Source organism: Streptomyces sp. NPDC001508 (genome assembly GCF_040298665.1).
In the GTDB taxonomy this organism is placed as follows: domain Bacteria; phylum Actinomycetota; class Actinomycetes; order Streptomycetales; family Streptomycetaceae; genus Streptomyces.
In genome coordinates this window covers 44,891-62,193 of sequence record NZ_JBEPAP010000055.1, presented here as the reverse complement: position 1 = coordinate 62,193, position 17,303 = coordinate 44,891, and the positions used below count along the sequence as shown (strand labels likewise).

The 17,303-nt window shown below is 69.2% G+C and carries 12 protein-coding genes; 3 read left to right on the top strand and 9 right to left on the bottom strand.

The genetic code is table 11. The features are described from left to right. Positions 1-254 precede the first annotated feature (254 nt). Positions 255-524 carry a transposase gene (locus ABT245_RS34805; protein WP_351741689.1) on the bottom strand — a complete coding sequence of 90 codons (270 nt, stop codon included), beginning with the start codon at positions 522-524 and terminating at the stop codon, positions 255-257. Positions 525-1,181: 657 nt separating this feature from the next. Here ABT245_RS34805 and ABT245_RS34800 point away from each other — a divergent pair. Then, positions 1,182-2,708: an MFS transporter gene (locus ABT245_RS34800; protein WP_351741687.1), complete on the top strand. Its 1,527-nt coding sequence runs from the start codon at positions 1,182-1,184 to the stop codon at positions 2,706-2,708. Positions 2,709-2,943: 235 nt separating this feature from the next. Here ABT245_RS34800 and ABT245_RS34795 read toward each other — a convergent pair whose 3' ends face one another. From ABT245_RS34795 to ABT245_RS34785, 3 genes are all read right to left on the bottom strand, one after another. Further along, a complete protein-coding gene (locus ABT245_RS34795) occupies positions 2,944-3,846 on the bottom strand; it encodes an ADP-ribosylglycohydrolase family protein (protein WP_351741685.1) in 903 nt (300 codons plus the stop codon). Between the two features lie 12 nt (positions 3,847-3,858). Beyond that, a complete protein-coding gene (locus ABT245_RS34790) occupies positions 3,859-4,518 on the bottom strand; it encodes a histidine phosphatase family protein (RefSeq protein WP_351741682.1) in 660 nt (219 codons plus the stop codon). Positions 4,519-4,636: 118 nt separating this feature from the next. Then, entirely contained in the window at positions 4,637-5,242 is a 606-nt protein-coding gene (locus ABT245_RS34785) for a YdbC family protein (protein WP_351741681.1), read from the bottom strand. Between the two features lie 76 nt (positions 5,243-5,318). Here ABT245_RS34785 and ABT245_RS34780 point away from each other — a divergent pair, with 76 nt between their 5' ends. Then, on the top strand, positions 5,319-5,939 hold the full coding sequence (locus ABT245_RS34780; protein WP_351741677.1) for a TerD family protein: 621 nt from the start codon (positions 5,319-5,321) through the stop codon (positions 5,937-5,939). Positions 5,940-6,524: 585 nt separating this feature from the next. On the opposite strand, the gene ABT245_RS34775 is transcribed toward ABT245_RS34780, so the two are convergent. Continuing rightward, positions 6,525-9,410 carry a vitamin B12-dependent ribonucleotide reductase gene (locus tag ABT245_RS34775; RefSeq protein ID WP_351741675.1) on the bottom strand — a complete coding sequence of 962 codons (2,886 nt, stop codon included), beginning with the start codon at positions 9,408-9,410 and terminating at the stop codon, positions 6,525-6,527. Between the two features lie 163 nt (positions 9,411-9,573). Then, positions 9,574-10,125: a transcriptional regulator NrdR gene (gene nrdR / locus ABT245_RS34770; RefSeq protein WP_351741673.1), complete on the bottom strand. Its 552-nt coding sequence runs from the start codon at positions 10,123-10,125 to the stop codon at positions 9,574-9,576. Between the two features lie 505 nt (positions 10,126-10,630). Here nrdR and lexA point away from each other — a divergent pair. Beyond that, positions 10,631-11,410 (top strand): transcriptional repressor LexA, encoded by a 780-nt coding sequence (lexA, locus tag ABT245_RS34765; protein WP_351741671.1) that lies wholly within the window; start codon positions 10,631-10,633, stop codon positions 11,408-11,410. Between the two features lie 148 nt (positions 11,411-11,558). Here the strand turns inward: lexA and ABT245_RS34760 are convergent, their stop codons facing one another. The 3 genes from ABT245_RS34760 to ABT245_RS34750 form a co-directional block, all read right to left on the bottom strand. Next, positions 11,559-13,535 carry an ATP-dependent DNA helicase gene (locus ABT245_RS34760; protein ID WP_351741669.1) on the bottom strand — a complete coding sequence of 659 codons (1,977 nt, stop codon included), beginning with the start codon at positions 13,533-13,535 and terminating at the stop codon, positions 11,559-11,561. Positions 13,536-14,215: 680 nt separating this feature from the next. After that, positions 14,216-15,166, bottom strand: coding sequence for a GNAT family N-acetyltransferase (locus ABT245_RS34755; RefSeq protein WP_351741667.1), 951 nt, complete (start codon positions 15,164-15,166; stop codon positions 14,216-14,218). A gap of 70 nt (positions 15,167-15,236) precedes the next feature. Next, positions 15,237-17,234: an IucA/IucC family protein gene (locus ABT245_RS34750; protein ID WP_502982251.1), complete on the bottom strand. Its 1,998-nt coding sequence runs from the start codon at positions 17,232-17,234 to the stop codon at positions 15,237-15,239. Positions 17,235-17,303 lie beyond the last annotated feature (69 nt).

The window sequence follows — 17,303 nt, the reverse complement described above, 5'->3', positions numbered from 1 at the left end:
CAAAACCCGCACCCACTACGACGAAGCAACCGCCTGGTCACACCACGCCCACACCCCAGCCGCTTGACACCAAACGACATGGGGTGTCTGACCCGTACCCGAACCTGACCCGGCCCGGCCTCGGGCGTCTCGACCTCCTGCAATTCCACAACTTCGGGGCCGCCGTACGTGCGGAGGGCGGCTGCTTTCATGGGGAGTCCTTCCGACGGAGATGCGGGGGCGTGCCGGGGCACCGGCACACGTCGGCTGCATCCTCATAGCTCTACCGCGGTTGAGGTCAAGCGGCGGCCCTGGCGGGCGGTGGTGCACGCGGCGCGGTGGGGACACGGGCTGCAGGTGCTCTTCGTGAAGGTGACGACGATCGCGTCCTGCCCGTGCCGGCGCACGGGGTTCCAGTTGCTGCTGATCCGGCCCGCGGGGCAACGGGCCTGACGGGCCTTCCAGTCGACGTGGAAGGCGCTCTTGTCGTAGCCGGTGGCGGCCCTTGCCTGGGGCGACTGGCCGAGCAGGACCGGGGTGACCATGGTGACGCCCCGGGGGAGGGCGGCGTGGATCAGCTCGGCCCAAGGGGTAGCCGGAATCGAGGTAGTACTCGCCCGGTTACAGGCCGCGTTCGAACAGCGCGCGCTGCATGGGTTGGGTCGCCTCCACGTCCGGGACGGTGGCGGTCGTGGTGTACACGTCCGTGACCAAGTTGGGCCGTCTCCACTCCGGCTCGCACCACCCCGGCTACGGCTACGGCTACGGTCCACGACCAGCCCTTGATTGCGGCTCCTGCCGAAGGCTCGAACCTGCGGCCAAGTAAGCCCACTACGGCAAGTCATACGTCGCCGCCACGGTGACCCGCCCTCCGCGAGACCGCTGGTCGCCCCCGTTCCCATCTGTATCGGCCACACCACCCGGCAAGACGCCATCTCGACTCCCGTGAGCACAGTCGTTCAGCACCTCGGACCGCACCCGCGCTCTCGGCACCCCTCTCCCCATCGCCTCACCATGCAGCGCCGCCACCCAAACCCACCACCTGTCTCAACCGGACCGCCCTCCAGGACCAACTCCCTTAGAGAACGCTTGTGTTCTCAAACTCCGACTCGCTGTTGTCGCATTTAGTGAACGCACACGTTCACTACTTCACCTCTGGGGGACCTCCCGTGACGCACGATCAGATACGGACGCAGTCACCCGTGCCAGCCCCGCCGGGTCCAGCCGCACGCTCGTCGCACCCCGGCATTGCGCTCACGGTCATCGCTGCGTGCCAGCTGATGGTGGTGCTTGATGCCACCATCGTTAACATCGCCTTGCCGCACATCCAGACCGCCCTGAACTTCTCGACTACCAACCTGACTTGGGTGGTCAGCGCCTACACCCTCACCTTTGGCGGCCTTCTCCTGCTGGGCGGCCGCGCTGGTGACATCCTCGGCCGCCGGCGGGTCTTCATCACCGGCATCCTGCTCTTCACCTTCGCCTCACTCCTCGGCGGATTCGCCCAGGAGCCCTGGCAACTGCTTGCCGCGCGTGTCCTGCAAGGCATGGGCGGCGCGATCGCATCACCCACCTCGCTCGCGCTCATCACCACGACGTTCCCCGAAGGCCCGGAACGCAACAGGGCGTTCGGCATCTTCGCGGCCGTCTCCGCGGGCGGCGGCGCCCTCGGTCTCTTGGCCGGCGGGCTCCTCACCGAGTGGCTCAACTGGCGCTGGGTGCTCTTCGTCAATGTGCCCATCGGCATCCTCATCGCGGGGCTCGCACCGCGCTACATCAACGAGTCCGAGCGGCACCCCGGGCGCTTCGACCTCACCGGGGCGGCCACCTCGACACTCGGCATGGTGGCCCTGGTCTACGGGTTCATCAGGGCGGCATCCGACGGCTGGCGGGATTCGCTCACACTCGGCGCGTTCGGCGCGGCCGTGGTGCTCCTCGCCGCCTTCCTCTTTGTAGAGACCCGCGCCAAGGAACCGATCACCCCGCTGCGGATGTTCGCCAACCGCAACCGCTCAGGCACCTACGTGATCATGATCAGCCTCGCCGCAGCGATGTTCGGCATGTTCTTCTACATCGTGCTGTTCGTGCAGAACGTACTGAGCTACTCCCCCATCCGGGCCGGCCTGGCCTTCCTGCCCGTCACCGTCGTCATCGCGTTGGGCGCGGGGATATCGCAGCGGCTGCTGCCGACATTCGGTCCCAAGCCGTTCCTGATCATCGGCGCCACTCTCGTCGCCATCGGACTGGCCTGGCAGTCGCTGATCGACTCAGGTAGCTCCTACGTCGGCGGAGTGCTCGGCCCGATGCTGATCTTCGGCTTCGGCATGGGGCTCAACTTCGTCACCGTTACCGTGACCGCCATCTCCGGCATCGCCCCACACGAGGCGGGAGCGGCCTCCGCCCTGCTCAACGCGACCCAGCAGGTGGGCGGTTCCCTCGGTCTGTCCATCCTGACCACCGTCTTCGGCTCGGCCAGCCGCGACGAGGCGACCAAGCAGGCAGCGGCGTTCATGGCCCAGGCCTCACCCGAGCAGAAGGCTGCGTTCGCCAAGACCCACCAGTTGCCGGCCCCGTGGAGCCACGAAGTCCTCGCACACGGCATCTCCACAGCCTTCATCCCTGCCGCCGCCATGGCCGTCCTCGCACTCGCCGTCGCCGCTGTCGTCATACGCGTCCGCAAGAGCGACCTGGAGGCCCTCAGCGGCGCGGGTGGCGCCCCGGTCGTGTAACCCCCGGCGTCCCCCAATCACGGCGCCGTGGCCAAACGCCCCGTCCACCACGGGTTCGTCGGCCTACGGGCGTCATGCGGCACACCGAGCCCCGGTGCTGGGCGCCCCCGGCCACGCCCGTCATGGTTGCCGCATGACGTCACGCCGTCGACGCCAATCAGAACAACGCGCAGGCATCACGCAGAGTTCCCGGCAATCACGCAGGGCTTCCAGCGGCTGGGGCCGACCGCGGGTGTCAGGCCACCGCCGCCCAGTCCGGCAGCGTCTCCACACGCCCCAGCCACTCGCGCGGCGGCGTCCCCGCCTTTCCGGCCGCCAGCACGCCGCCCACGATGGCGCATGTGGTGTCGACATCCCCACCGACCTGGGCGGTCGTCCAGAACGCCGTCTCGTAGTCATCGAGCGCGCGAGCCGCCGACCACAGAGCGAAGGGGACGGTGTCATGGGCGGACGTGCGCCGTCCGCAGCCCAGGACGGCGGCGACGGTGCCCACGTCTGCGTAGTCGAGCATGTCCCGGGCGCGCCGCAGCCCCGCGCTCACGGCGCTCTTCGGCACGAGCGCCACGACCCCGTCGAGGAGTGCCTCGGGGCCGGGCGGACCACCGGAGGCGGCGGCCAGGGCGGCGGCCGCCGCGACGGCCATGGCCCCGACGACGGCCTCGCTGTGCTGGTGGGTGGTGTAGGCCGAGATCTCCGCCTGGTGGGTCGCCTGTTCCGGGTCGTCCGCGTACCAGGCGCCCAGGGGTGCGATCCGCATCGCCGCGCCGTTGCCCCAGGATCCCTGCCCGTTGAAGAGCCCGGCGGCCGGTTCACGCCACTCATGACCCTCGCGGACGAGGCGCAGCAGGCGGTTGACCGCCGGTCCGTAACCGCGGTCGAAGTCGTGGTGCTCGGCGAAGGAACGGGCGAGCGCGTCCTGGTCGATGCGGTGGTGCGCGGCGAGGACGGCGACCACGGAGCAGGCCATCTCCGTGTCGTCCGTCCACTGCCAGCGGCCGGGCGGCAGCTCACGGCGCTTCAGCAGCGGATAGTTCGCCGGGACGAAGAACTGGGAGCCAAGCGCGTCCCCGACGGCCAGTCCGCGCAGACTGGCCAGGGCGCGGTCCAGACGCTCCGGGCGAGAGGAATCAGCGGTCATCGCCCCGCCACTCTATCCGCTGATCCAGTGCGGCAGCGGGTCCCGCCAACGCTCGAAGGGCCGGTCGAGCGTGTACTTGCCGTCATCACCGAGAACGAGCATGCGCATCTCCGCGTTCCCCGGGTTCGACAGAGATTCGAATTCGGCGACCGTCCAGTGGAACCAGCGCATGCAGAACAACCGCATCGCCAGGCCATGGGTCACCAGGAGCACGTTGGGCGGATGGTCCGGCGCCTCGAAGCTACGGAACAGGCTCTCCAGGAAGCCCCCGACCCGGTCGTACACATCGGCGCCCGACTCGCCCTGCGGGAAGCGGAAGAAGAAGTGTCCGTACGCGTCCCGGTAGGTCTTCTGGAGGCGTACGTCGTCACGGTCCTGCCAGTTCCCCCAGTCCTGCTCGCGCAGTCGCGGTTCCTCGCGCACCCGTATCAGCTCGGGGTCGAGGTGGAGGGCGCGGAGCGTCTCGTGCGTACGCCGGTACGGGGAGACGTACACGCTCACCCGCTCCCGGCCGAACACCTCCCGAATCCTCTTTCCGGTCTCCGCGGCCTGCTGCCAGCCGCGCTCGGTGAGCGCGAGGGCGTGGTCGGGTTCCCGCTCGTAGACGGAGTCATCGACATTGCCCGTCGACTCGCCGTGCCGGACCAGTACGATGCGCCGTGGTCGTGCCATGCCAAAACCCTAGATCGGGTGACGCCCGGCCGGACAATCCTGAGCGCTCCATACGGCGTAGGTCACACGAATCCGGCACCAGGGGCCGCTTGAGGCACACATTTCACAGGCTCGTATGTCAGACCGTCCATGTCGGCTCCAGCTCCACGATGTCACCGGTGAGCGCCGCGACGTCCGCCTCGGTCTGTGCCCGCAGGGCCAGCCGTTCCACGCGTTCGGTGCGGTACTTGCCGTGCTCGGCGGCCGAGCGCCACATCGAGAGGATCAGGAACTCGTGCTCGGGGGCCTCGGCGAACATGCCACGGATCATGCCGGGCGAGCCGGCCATGGCGGGATTCCAGACCTTCTCCTGCATCAGCGTGAAGTTCTCCACTCGTTCTTCGTGGATGCGGCAGTGGGCGACACGGATCAGATCGGAGTCCGCGAACCTCGGTTCGAAGCCGGTCTTCACATCGAAGCGGTACTCGAACAGCTTGGCCTGACTGTCCTTGAAGGTGCCCGCCTGCGACGCCGCGAGACGGTCGTGGGAGCGGGCCATGAAGGAGTCGTAGAAGGCGCGGCTCTCCCAGAAGGCGAAGATGTGCGCCACGCCGGGCCGCTGCCGGCTCCAGCCGCCGCCCTGCCCGCGAAACCCCGGCTCTCCCAGAAGCCCCGCCCACTTTCGCTGCCCCCGCTCGAACCCGCGGCGGTCCACCACGGTGCAGCGAATCCACTTGACCAGCACCGCGCCATCGTAAGGCCATGGAGCGTGGCACCGGTCACGCTCTGGAAGAGATCACCCACGCACCGGCCCGCAGCACATGGCACGATGGACAACGAACCTTGGCCACCAGGGAGTTGGGACAAGGCCCAGAGGGGGAAGGGGAAGCTTGGTGAACGGCTTGAGCAAGGGGATCCGCAAGGTCGAGGTCGCGTTGCAGTGGGATCCGAGCCCCATGGGGCAGCAGCCCACCGATCTCGACCTCATCGCCGCCACATACAGGAGAGACGACCCGTACGGCACGCCGGATTATCTGGTGCACTTCGACAGTCGCTCCCCCGATGGAACGATCTACCTCAACCGGGACAGCGCGGACGGTCAGGGCTTCGGCTCGGACGAAGTCATGACGCTGGAACTCGACCGGCTGGCCGACCGGTACGCGCGCGTGGTCGTCGGTGTCGTCATCCAGCAGCACCGCGCCGAGCGCGGGTTCGCCGGCGTCCTCAATCCGGCGGTGCGCATCCGCGAGGGTTACACCGTCCTGGCCGAGGACGATTTCGCATCGGTTCCCGGGGCGACGGCGGCGACCGTCGCGGAGTTCGTCCGTGACGAGTCCGGCGGGTGGCGGTTCCATCCTGGTGTCCGTGGCTTCGAGGACGACCCCGCGGCCTTCAGCAGGACCATGGGCCGGCGCGGCGGCCCCGCAGCCCGGCCCGAGTAGGGGCGACGATCGCGGGAGTCCGCGCCGGCGGGTCCGAGGCCGCCCCGCGGTGGGTGACGCCACGCGGCGGCTCATCAAGGTCGCGGGTGCCGGGGCCGTGGTCCGCCAGGGCATGGAGCGGACGCTGCCTGTGCAGCGTGTTGAACGCCTCGGCGGGTGGTCCGGCCCGGATCCGGAAAGCTCGGACGTCGGGTACCGGCCTCTGTGTCGAGCGGGCCTCTGTGTGAGCGGGGACGGCACAAGGCCCGGCGAGTATCGGGCGCGATGGCGTGGGCCCGACGGTGGGCTCTGCGCCGTGCGCTACGGCGCGGACGCCGGGGCGTGGCGCTCGGCCGCGTCCATGCGCGCATCGACACCGGGTGGTCGGCGCACGGCCGTGGCGTGGGCGTGGTCCTGCGCCGCCGCCGGTTCCCGCGGCCAGGGTTCACCGGGAGCGCATCCGTCGACATGGACGGTGCGGAGCGCGCCGGACGGCACCCGGAGGTGCCGCCCCGTCGCTGCGACGGGTGAGGCCAGAAGGGCAATGCGTGGTACGTGAGCGGAAAGGGGCGCCGACCCGTGGCCGGCGCCCCTCACCTCACGGGATCAGCTGCAGCCGCTCGTCGAGCCGCAGCCCTCGCAGATGTAGCAGGATCCGGCCCGCTGCATCTTCGTGCCGCAGGAGAAGCACAGCGGGGCGTCGGCCTGGATGCCCAACTGCATCTCCACCAGCTCCGCGCTGGTGTGTGCCTGCTTCGGGGCGGGCTTGGCCGCCTCACCGCCGGCCTGTGGGGTGGACACGGCCTTCAGGTCGGTCTGGCGCGGCGCCGACTGGGCCAGTCCCTCGACGTCGACCTCGTCCTCGGACGACTCGTAGGAGCCGGTCTCCAGGTGGCGCTGGCGCTCCTCGGCGGAGTGGATGCCGAGCGCCGAGCGCGTCTCGAAGGGCAGGAAGTCCAGCGCCAGACGGCGGAAGATGTAGTCGACGATCGACTGGGCCATCCGCACGTCCGGGTCGTCGGTCATGCCGGCCGGCTCGAAGCGCATGTTGGTGAACTTCGAGACGTACGTCTCCAGGGGCACGCCGTACTGAAGGCCGACGGAGACGGCGATGGAGAAGGCGTCCATCATGCCCGCGAGGGTCGAGCCCTGCTTGGACATCTTCAGGAAGACCTCGCCGAGACCGTCGTCCGGGTAGGAATTGGCGGTCATGTAGCCCTCGGCGCCGCCGACGGTGAAGGACGTGGTGATGCCAGGACGTCCCTTCGGGAGGCGCTTGCGGACCGGGCGGTACTCGACGACCTTCTCGACCCTGGGGGCCTCCTCGGTCTTGGTCTCGGTCTTCTTGTCGTCGCCCTTCTTCTTCGCGGAGAGCGGCTGGCCGACCTTGCAGTTGTCGCGGTAGATCGCGAGCGCCTTGACGCCCATCTTCCACGCCTCGAAGTAGATCTCCTCGACCTCCTCGACGGTCGCCGACTCCGGCATGTTGACCGTCTTGGACAGGGCGCCGGAGATCCACGGCTGGATCGCGGCCATCATGCGGACATGGCCCATCGGGGAGATCGCCCGCTCGCCCATGGCGCAGTCGAACACTTCGTAGTGCTGCTGCTTGAGGCCGGGGGCGTCGATCACGTTGCCGTGCTCGGCGATGTGGGCGACGATCGCCTCGATCTGCTCCTCCTGGTAGCCCAGGCGGCGCAGGGCCTGCGGGACGGTGCCGTTGACGATCTGCATCGAGCCGCCGCCGACCAGCTTCTTGAACTTGACCAGGGCGAGGTCGGGTTCCAGGCCGGTGGTGTCGCAGGACATCGCGAGACCGATGGTGCCGGTCGGGGCGATGACGGACGCCTGGGAGTTACGGAATCCGTTCTTCTCACCGAGGCGCAGCACGTCCTGCCAGGCCTCCGTGGCGGCGGCCCAGACCGGGGTGTCCAGGTCGTCCATGCGAACGGCCGCGGCGTTGGCGTCGGCGTGCTGCTTCATGACGCGCTTGTGGGGGTCGGCGTTGCGGGCGTAGCCGTCGTACGGGCCGACGACCGCGGCGAGTTCGGCGGAACGCCGGTACGACGTGGCGGTCATCAGGGAGGTGATGGCGCCGGCCAGGGCACGACCGCCGTCGGAGTCGTAGGCGTGGCCGGTGGCCATCAGCAGGGCGCCCAGGTTGGCGTAGCCGATGCCGAGCTGGCGAAACGCGCGCGTGTTCTCGCCGATCTTCTGGGTCGGGAAGTCGGCGAAGCAGATGGAGATGTCCATCGCGGTGATGACGAGTTCGACGACCTTCGCGAAGCGCTCGACCTCGAACGACTGGTTGCCCTTGCCGTCGTCCTTCAAGAACTTCATCAGGTTCAGCGAGGCGAGGTTGCAGGACGTGTTGTCCAGGTGCATGTACTCGCTGCAGGGGTTCGAGCCGTTGATCCGGCCGGACTCCGGGCAGGTGTGCCAGTGGTTGATGGTGTCGTCGTACTGGATGCCGGGGTCGGCGCAGGCCCAGGCGGCCTCGGCCATCTTGCGGAACAGGGTCTTGGCCTCGACCTCCTCGATGACCTCGCCGGTCATCCGCGCGCGGAGGCCGAACTTTCCGCCCTGCTCGACGGCCTTCATGAACTCGTCGTTCACGCGGACCGAGTTGTTGGCGTTCTGGTACTGGACGGAGGTGATGTCGTCGCCGCCCAGGTCCATGTCGAAGCCCGCGTCGCGCAGGGCGCGGATCTTCTCCTCTTCCTTCACCTTGGTCTCGATGAAGTCCTCGATGTCGGGGTGGTCGACGTCGAGGATGACCATCTTGGCGGCGCGCCGGGTGGCTCCGCCGGACTTGATGGTGCCCGCCGAGGCGTCGGCGCCACGCATGAAGGAGACCGGACCGGAGGCGTTGCCGCCGGAGGACAGCAGTTCCTTGGAGGAACGGATGCGGGAGAGGTTCAGGCCGGCTCCGGAGCCGCCCTTGAAGATCATGCCCTCTTCCTTGTACCAGTCGAGAATCGACTCCATGGAGTCGTCGACGGACAGGATGAAGCAGGCGGAGACCTGCTGGGGCTGGGGCGTCCCGACGTTGAACCAGACGGGGCTGTTGAAGCTGAAGATCTGGTGCAGGAGGGCGTACGCCAGCTCGTGCTCGAAGATCTCGGCGTCGGCGGGCGAGGCGAAGTACTTGTAGTCCTCTCCGGCCTTCCGGTACGTCTTCACGATGCGGTCGATCAGCTGCTTGAGGCTGGTCTCGCGCTGCGGGGTGCCCACGGCACCACGGAAGTACTTGCTGGTGACGATGTTGACCGCGTTCACCGACCAGAAGTCGGGGAACTCGACGCCACGCTGCTCGAAATTGATTGAGCCGTCGCGCCAGTTGGTCATGACGACGTCACGGCGCGCCCACTCCACCTCGTCGTACGGATGTACGCCGGGGGTGGTGTGGATGCGCTCGATACGCAGCCCCTTGGTGACCTTGGCCCCCTTGGCTCGGGAACCTCGCGCCGGACCGCTCGCCGTCTCTGTCATGCCGCCTCCCTGTACGGGCTAAAACGCCCTGAAGTGCCCCGATGTTCCCGTGGCACGGTGTTCTGTCTTGTGTTGCGGGCTCCCAGCACGCTGCCGCCCGCAACAGGTCTTCACTCGCCGCCGTCCGGCCGGATCCCGGACCCCGCCCGCTCCGGCGCGTCCTTCAGTCGGCGGCGTGGGCGGGCACGGGGACCTCGGCAGCCCCTCCGCGCCCGCGCTCGTCCTCCCGGCTCCCCGCTCCCGCGTCATCGTCGTCCGCGGCGGGGACTCGCCTCGCTTCCCTGAGTTCGGCGATGGCGGCCTCGAAGTCCTCAAGCGAGTCGAACGCCCGGTAGACGGAGGCGAATCGCAGATAGGCGACGAGGTCGAGCTCCTGCAACGGGCCGAGTATGGCCAGCCCCACGTCGTGGGTGGTCAGCTCGGCACTCCCGGTGGCCCGCACCGCCTCCTCGACCCGCTGGCCGAGTTGGGCGAGCGCGTCCTCGGTGACGGGTCGCCCCTGGCATGCCTTGCGCACACCGTTGATGACCTTGGTGCGGCTGAACGGCTCGGTGACCCCGGACCGCTTGACCACCATGAGCGAGCACGTCTCCACGGTCGTGAAGCGGCGGGTGCAGTCCGGGCACTGACGGCGCCTGCGGATCGACGTGCCGTCGTCGGTCGTCCGACTGTCCACGACACGGCTGTCGGGGTGCCTGCAGAAGGGGCAGTGCATGATCTCCAACCCTCCTCACAGCAGACTCAATGGCCCCGAAAGACCTCTTGGGCCCCTCGAAGCAGCCCCCAGCATAGGCGATCTCTCCGACATCGATGACCCGGGGACCACAACTTGTGGGCAGCTGTAGCAATCCAACCACTAGATGTGGTGCCTGGCTCAATACATCGACACGCGCGCGTGTCGCATGCGTACCGCGGCGAGGGATACGGAGATACCGTGGACGCCACGCGAAGGACGCGTGCGGCTCCGGCACAGAAGGGGACCGGCTCCTGGTCGACAGGGCTCCGAATGGCAGACTGGGCGCGCAACCCACGAGGTCGTCGGCCCGGCGGTGAAGAGTACAGCAATGAGCCCTTTTTTCCGCCAGGCACCGCGTTAGCCATACACCCAGACACGTGATCACGCTAAGCGAACCGCGTTTTTTCACTCGAACGTGTGTTTGGCGCAACCTTTCGAAAGCAACTACCGTTGTGCAGCAGGGAGACCATCGAGAGGGGCCGACGTGACCACCACCGCAGACACAGCCACCATCACTGCCCAGGACCGCTCCCAGGGCCGACTTGAGCCGGTGCACGCGATGAACGAAGCCGCGAATCCAGAAGGGCACAAGCGCTCTCTGCCCGGCCGACCTCCAGGCATCCGGGCCGACAGCTCGGGACTCACCGACCGGCAGCGTCGGGTGATCGAGGTCATCAGGGACTCGGTGCAGCGGCGTGGCTACCCACCGTCGATGCGGGAGATCGGTCAGGCCGTCGGCCTGTCCAGCACCTCTTCGGTCGCGCACCAGCTGATGGCGCTCGAACGGAAGGGCTTCCTGCGCCGCGACCCGCACCGCCCGCGCGCGTACGAGGTCCGCGGCTCCGACCAGACGGTGACCGTGCAGCCCACGGACACCGCCGGCAAGCCCGCCGCGTCCTACGTCCCGCTCGTCGGCCGCATCGCCGCCGGTGGCCCGATCCTCGCAGAGGAATCGGTCGAGGACGTCTTCCCCCTTCCCCGGCAGCTCGTCGGCGACGGTGAGCTGTTCGTGCTGAAGGTCGTCGGCGACTCCATGATCGAGGCCGCGATCTGCGACGGAGACTGGGTCACCGTCCGCCGCCAGCCGGTCGCGGAGAACGGCGACATCGTGGCCGCGATGCTCGACGGTGAAGCCACCGTCAAGCGCTTCAAGCGCGAGGACGGCCATGTCTGGCTCCTCCCGCACAACTCCGCGTACGAGCCCATCCCCGGTGACGACGCGACCATCCTGGGCAAGGTCGTCGCGGTCCTGCGCCGCGTCTGACGGCCCGACGGCGAGCGTCGGCTCTTCCCCTGACCGGGCCCCGGAACCTCTGCGCCGGTTCCGGGGTCCTGTGCTGCACGGCCCCGGCGACCGGCGGCGTCACATCGCGGGTTAGCCTGTCCCGGCGCCGGGACAGGCTAACCCGCGATCACTTCGCGTCCCCTTGCCGCGCGGCGGCGTCAATGGCCGCGAGCGACTTTCGCACCTGGTTGCGGTCCGTGGTGTACCAGAAGTCGGGCAGTGACGCCTTGAGGTAACCGCCGTACCGTGCAGTGGCCAGCCGCTGGTCCAGCACGGCGACCACACCTCTGTCTCCCGAGGCCCGGACGAGCCGGCCGGCGCCCTGCGCCATGAGCAGCGCCGCATGAGTGGCGGCGACCGCCATGAAGCCATTGCCGCCCGCATCCTCCACTGCCTTCTGGCGAGCGCTCATCAGCGGGTCGTCGGGGCGCGGGAAAGGGATCTTGTCCATCACGACCAGCTGGCAGCTGGGCCCCGGGACATCGACGCCCTGCCACAGCGACAGAGTGCCGAACAGACAGGTCTGGGAATCAGCGGCGAAGTTCTTGATCAACTCGCCGAGGGTCTCCTCGCCCTGGAGCAGGATCGGGAACTCGGGGATCCGCGAGCGCAGTTCCTCGGCGGCGAGCTGAGCCGCCCGCATGGAGGAGAACAGGCCGAGCGTGCGGCCGCCAGCCGCCTGGATCAGTTCGGTCAGTTCGTCGAGCATGTCCGCGCGGTCGCCGTCCCGTGCCGGACGCGACAAATGCTTGGCGACGTACAGAATGCCCTGTTTGCGATAGTCGAAGGGTGAGCCGACGTCGAGGCCCTTCCACTGAGGGAGATCCTCCCCTTCGGTGCCTTCCGGGGCCAGGCCCAGGGAGGCCCCCACTCCGTTGAAGTCGCCGCCCAGTTTGAGCGTTGCGGACGTGAGGACGACGGAGCGGTCCGCGAAGAGCTTCTCCCTGAGGAGTCCCGAGACGGACATGGGTGCGACGCGGAGGGATGCGCCGAAGCGGTCGTGCCGTTCGTACCAGACGACATCCCACTCGGAGCCGTTCACCACGCGCTCCGCCACGTCATGCACCGTCTCCACGGACGCCAGCGCCTGCTTGCGGACCGCGTCCTCGTCCTGAACCGACTTGTCACGGGTCACGCCGATCGAGGAGATGACGGTGCGGGCGGCGTCCCGCAGGGCCATCAGGGCGTAGGAGAGATCTTCCGGGATCTCCTCCAAGCGGCCCGGAAGGGCCAGCTCCATCAGCCGCTCGAAGCCCTCGGCGGCGGTCTGGAGCTGGTCCGCGGCCTTCTCGTTGACCAGCTTCGCGGCGCGGCGCACCGCCCGGTTGACCTGGCCCGGCGTCAGCTCCCCGGTCGCGACGCCGGTGACCCGCGAAACCAGTTCGTGCGCCTCGTCCACGATCAGCACCTCGTGCTGAGGAAGCACCGGGGCACCCTCGATGGCGTCGATCGCGAGCAGCGCGTGGTTGGTGACGACGACCTCGGCGAGCTTGGCCCGCTCCCGGGCCATCTCGGCGAAGCACTCGGCGCCGTAGGCGCATTTCGAGGCGCCCAGGCACTCCCGGGAGGAGACCGACACCTGCGCCCAGGCACGGTCGGACACACCAGGTGTCAGATCGTCCCGGTCCCCGCTCTCGGTCTCGTCCGCCCAGTCACGCATCCGCAGCAGGTCCTGGCCCAGCTTGCTGGTCGGCGCAGCCGCCTCGAACTGGTCGAAGAGCCCCTCCTCCTCGTCCTGCGGTACGCCCTCGTGCAGACGATGCAGGCACAGATAGTTGGACCGTCCCTTGAGCATCGCGAACTCCGGACGGCGGCGCAGCAGGGGATGCAGCGCCTCGACCGTGCGCGGCAGATCGCGCTCCACGAGCTGGCGCTGCAGAGCGAGGGTGGCCGTCGCGACGACGACGCGCTCCCCGTGCGCGAGCGCGGGCACCAGGTAGCCCAGCGACTTACCGGTACCGGTACCGGCCTGGACCAGCAGGTGGGATCCGTCGTCGATCGCTTCGGCGACCGATTCGGCCATGGTCACCTGGCCGGGGCGCTCCGTGCCGCCGACGGCTGCGACAGCGGCATGCAGGAGTTCGGGGAGTGAGGGCTTCGTCATAGCCCGACCACCCTACGGCCAGGCACCGACAAACGTGGGATCAAGTGGGAGAGGAGAGGTCGGACGGGGTGAGCGCCGGTGGACCGGCCGACCGACGGGGCAGTGGGCGGTGCCTCACGACTGCTGCGGAGATCAGGATCGCGGGATCGGGTGCCATGTTCGCGGGATTGGCTGAGACGCCACGGGCGGGACCGGTGAAGGCCGGTGCGGATCACGGTGCGGACTCCTCGGCGGTGTCGGACGTGGGGCGGGGTGGAGTGGGGCGAGGCGGGACTCAGGGGGGTGGCGCTGGAGCGCGACCGGGCCGCGACCGGGCAAGGGCCGGGGTGGCACCGGGACCCAAGGGGCGTCGAGGCGGGGCGCAGGGGTTCAGTCGGACTCGATCAGCAGAGCGTGTCAGGTCGGGCGGAATCGACAGGGCGGGCCCAGTCGGCTGATTCGGCAGGCGGCAGGCAGCGGGTGGCAAGAGGCAGGCGGCAGGAGGCTTTTCGGCCGGTGCCGGGCAGCGCGGGCCGGTCCGCGTCCGGATTGCTTGGCTAGCGGCGGTGCGCAAAGCGACCGGCAAACCGCTGCTTCGCTGAAGATGGCCCGGCTGCCTTGCTCGATGAATTCGGTTCGGCCGACCGGGAACTTCAGCGGCCCGCGCCGCGTACTACATGTGAACGCGTCGTCACTCGGCGCTACAACACATCACGCAGTGACCGGTCCCTAATCATGAGGGCGGCCCGCTTGGCCGGCAGGTCGACCTCGGCGGCGAACCGGAAGCCTGCAGAAAGGAAGGCGGCAATGGACGGCGTATTGCGAAGGTCGGGCTCGGCGACGATTCGTGAACAGGCCAGCCGTCGGCCCAGGACCAGGTCGGCCACTGCTCTGAGCAGGGCGGATCCAAGGCCCCGCCCTCGGTCGGCGACGCCGCCGACAAGGAGATGGATTCCGGTGTCGTGCGGGCGGGCCGGGTAGTGACGTGCCAACGGGTCCAGATCCGCCCGGTAGATCTCCCAGTAGCTCATCGGAGTGCCGTCCAGCGTGCCGAGGCACGGCACGCTACGGCCGTCACCGGTGAGCTGGGTGGCCAGGTGTTCCTCGGTCCTGTCCGAGGAACCGGCCAGTTCCCAGAAGGCAGCGACTGCCGGGTCGTTCATCCAGCGGCTGATGAGCGGGAGGTCGTGGTCGAGGCGGACGGGGACCAACTGGAACAGGCCCGCGGGTGTGCCGGTCGGGCCCCAGGCAGCGACATGGTCGAGCAGGTCGTCTTCCGCGCGGGAGAGGCCGGCCTCCGCAGCGGGCGGCGGGCCGACTTTCGCGGCAGACGGCGAGTTGGCCGGTGCCGCGAAGGCATAGAGGGTGTCCAACTCCGAGCGCCGACCGGTGTCCGTCGCGGAGCCCTGGTCGGCCACCGTCGGAGACGGCCCCCGCTCGTCCCCCACGGCGAGCGGAGCGGCACCGGTACCGGTAGTGGCGGCACCGGCACCGGATGGGGCATCGGAGTCCTCCGGTTCCGCGGCGAAGAGGGCCACGAGTTCATCGGGGAGGCGCAGGTCCAGCGTATCCTCGCTGTCCCCTCCGGGATCGGAGGAACCCGGGCGAACGGGCACGGGTCCGGTGTCGGTGCTCGCGTCGGCAGGGGACATGGCGCGCTCCTCTCAGAGGCCGAGGTGGATCACGTTCCTCGGAGGGTGAATGAAGTGGGTGTTGTCCGGGTCAGGAATGAAGGGGGTTGGCGATGGTGACGTAGAGGGACTGGGTGTCGACTGGACCGACGAGTTCGTCGAGGCCGTGCAACCGCGTGAGCAGGTTGGCTTTGCAGCGCAGGACGGGTGAGTCCAGCAGGCGGGCGGGCAGGGAGGTCCGCAGCGGCGTGGGCCCGGCGGCGACTCCGGCGAGAAAGCGGCGGAACGCGGCCAGCAGCAGGCGCTCGTCGGCGAGGTGCTGCGAGCCGAACGCACCGATCAGGCCGAACACGTTGTTGATGGCGAGGTAGTAGCCGAACCGCTCGTCGGTGACCTCGTCGGAGACGAATGTGTCGCTGTGCTCGCCGATGCCGGGCAGTCGTGCGTCGAGTTCGGCTCGGCGGGACTCGCGGAAGTAGTAGCCCTGGTTGTCGCGGTAGCGGCCGCCCGCAGGCCAACCGTCGCCGTCCAGGACGAGCAGCGTGTTCTGCTGGTGCGCCTCCAGCGCGATCCCCGCCTCGCTGTCCAGCCACAGCACGGGACGCACGACCAGTTCCAGGTAGCGCAGGAACCACTCCGCGGCGACCGTTCCACGGGGGCGACCGGTCCGCTCGGCGAGGCGCGTGACGATGTGGGCCAGGCGGGACTGGAGGGGCCATGCCCCCGCAGGCGTGAGGTGCCCGTTGGCCGCGGGAACGGCCATGGGGCGAGGCGCCACGAGACCGGCGAGGCAGGAGACGTCGTCGGTGGGTGCGAAGGGATTGTGCCGGATCACCACATCGAGTCCCCGGACGGGCCGGCCGTCCTGGTCGTCGGCGGCCAGCCACGCGGGGTCGCGGACGATGTCGAAGCCCGGGTGCACGGCCTGCCACTGCCGCGACAGGCCGGAGCGCAACAGGCGGTGCACCTCGACGCCGCGGTGGAGTTCCTTACGGAGGTTCTCCCGGCGGGAGTTGGTGATCCGCAGGCCCAGCGACAGCTTGAGCATCGCGGGAGCACCGGATCGATGGACGGTGCGTACGGAGGAGGTGGGATTCCATGGGGTCCCGAAGGGACCGAGTTCACGGAGCAGCCCCGCGTCGAGGAGGGCGGCGATGTCGTCTCGGTGCCGGACCTCCCGTGACTGCCACGGGTGCAGGGGAAGGGCGGCGAACCCTTCAGGCAGGGGCAGCCCGGAGCCGGCGAGCCGTGCCGTGAGGTACTCCGCTCGGACGGGGCGTCCGCGCTCGGTCCAGACCGAGTCGGCAGCGAGCAAGGAAGGTGATACGGCCATCCAGTGCAGAGGAAAGGAGCCGCGCAGTTCCGGTGAGTAAGGGCGGACTTCGGCTTCGGACAGGCCCTCTCGGCTCTTCGGGGTCGGGTGCAGCGGGTGTCCGAGCAGGAGTGCCTGTTCGGCGCTGAGAAACAGGTCGGGTCCGTCGACGGGGTGGGAGCGACGGTCGCTGATGAAGCCGGCGGTGCGGCGGACCGAGTCGGCCACGCGTGCGGCCAGGTCTCCCCCGTCCGTGGTCGCGACGGTGCCCGGACCGGCGGGGGTGTCACTGCCGCCGGGTGTCTCCCTGGCGATCAGCGCCGCGAGTGTCACGGCGTCGACCGGTGAGGCGTCCGCAGGGGCGTCGGCCAGACGCGGAGGGCCGAATCGGTGCCAGCCGGTCGGGGACCAGTAGCGGATGGGTGCCGTCAGGGCCGTGCCGCTGAGGGGCAGCGGGATGCGGAGCGAGCCGAAGCGGGAGCCCGCGCCGGCATCGGTGTCGGGATCGGAACCGACGTGGGGGTCGGCGTCGGGACCGAGGTTCCTCTCGCGGACCCAGCAGCGGAGCAGGTTCTCCACGGCCGCGCCCTGGGCGGCCGTGTGGGGGTCCGGATGTTCCAAGAGGTCGTCGGGCGCGCTCCGCGAGCGGTCCGTTTCCGGGGTCCGGTGCCGCTGTTCGGGCACCCGCCCGGCCGTCGGCGAGGGCGGAGGCTGTGTGTCGTGGGAGGTGAGGTCAGGAGTGCGGGAACGGCCGCTGGGGGTGGCGCTGGCGTTCAAGACAGTGTCCTAGGAGCGTGCGGAGCAAGGGGTCGACGGCCTTGGGGCGTCGCTCGGCCTCATCGACGA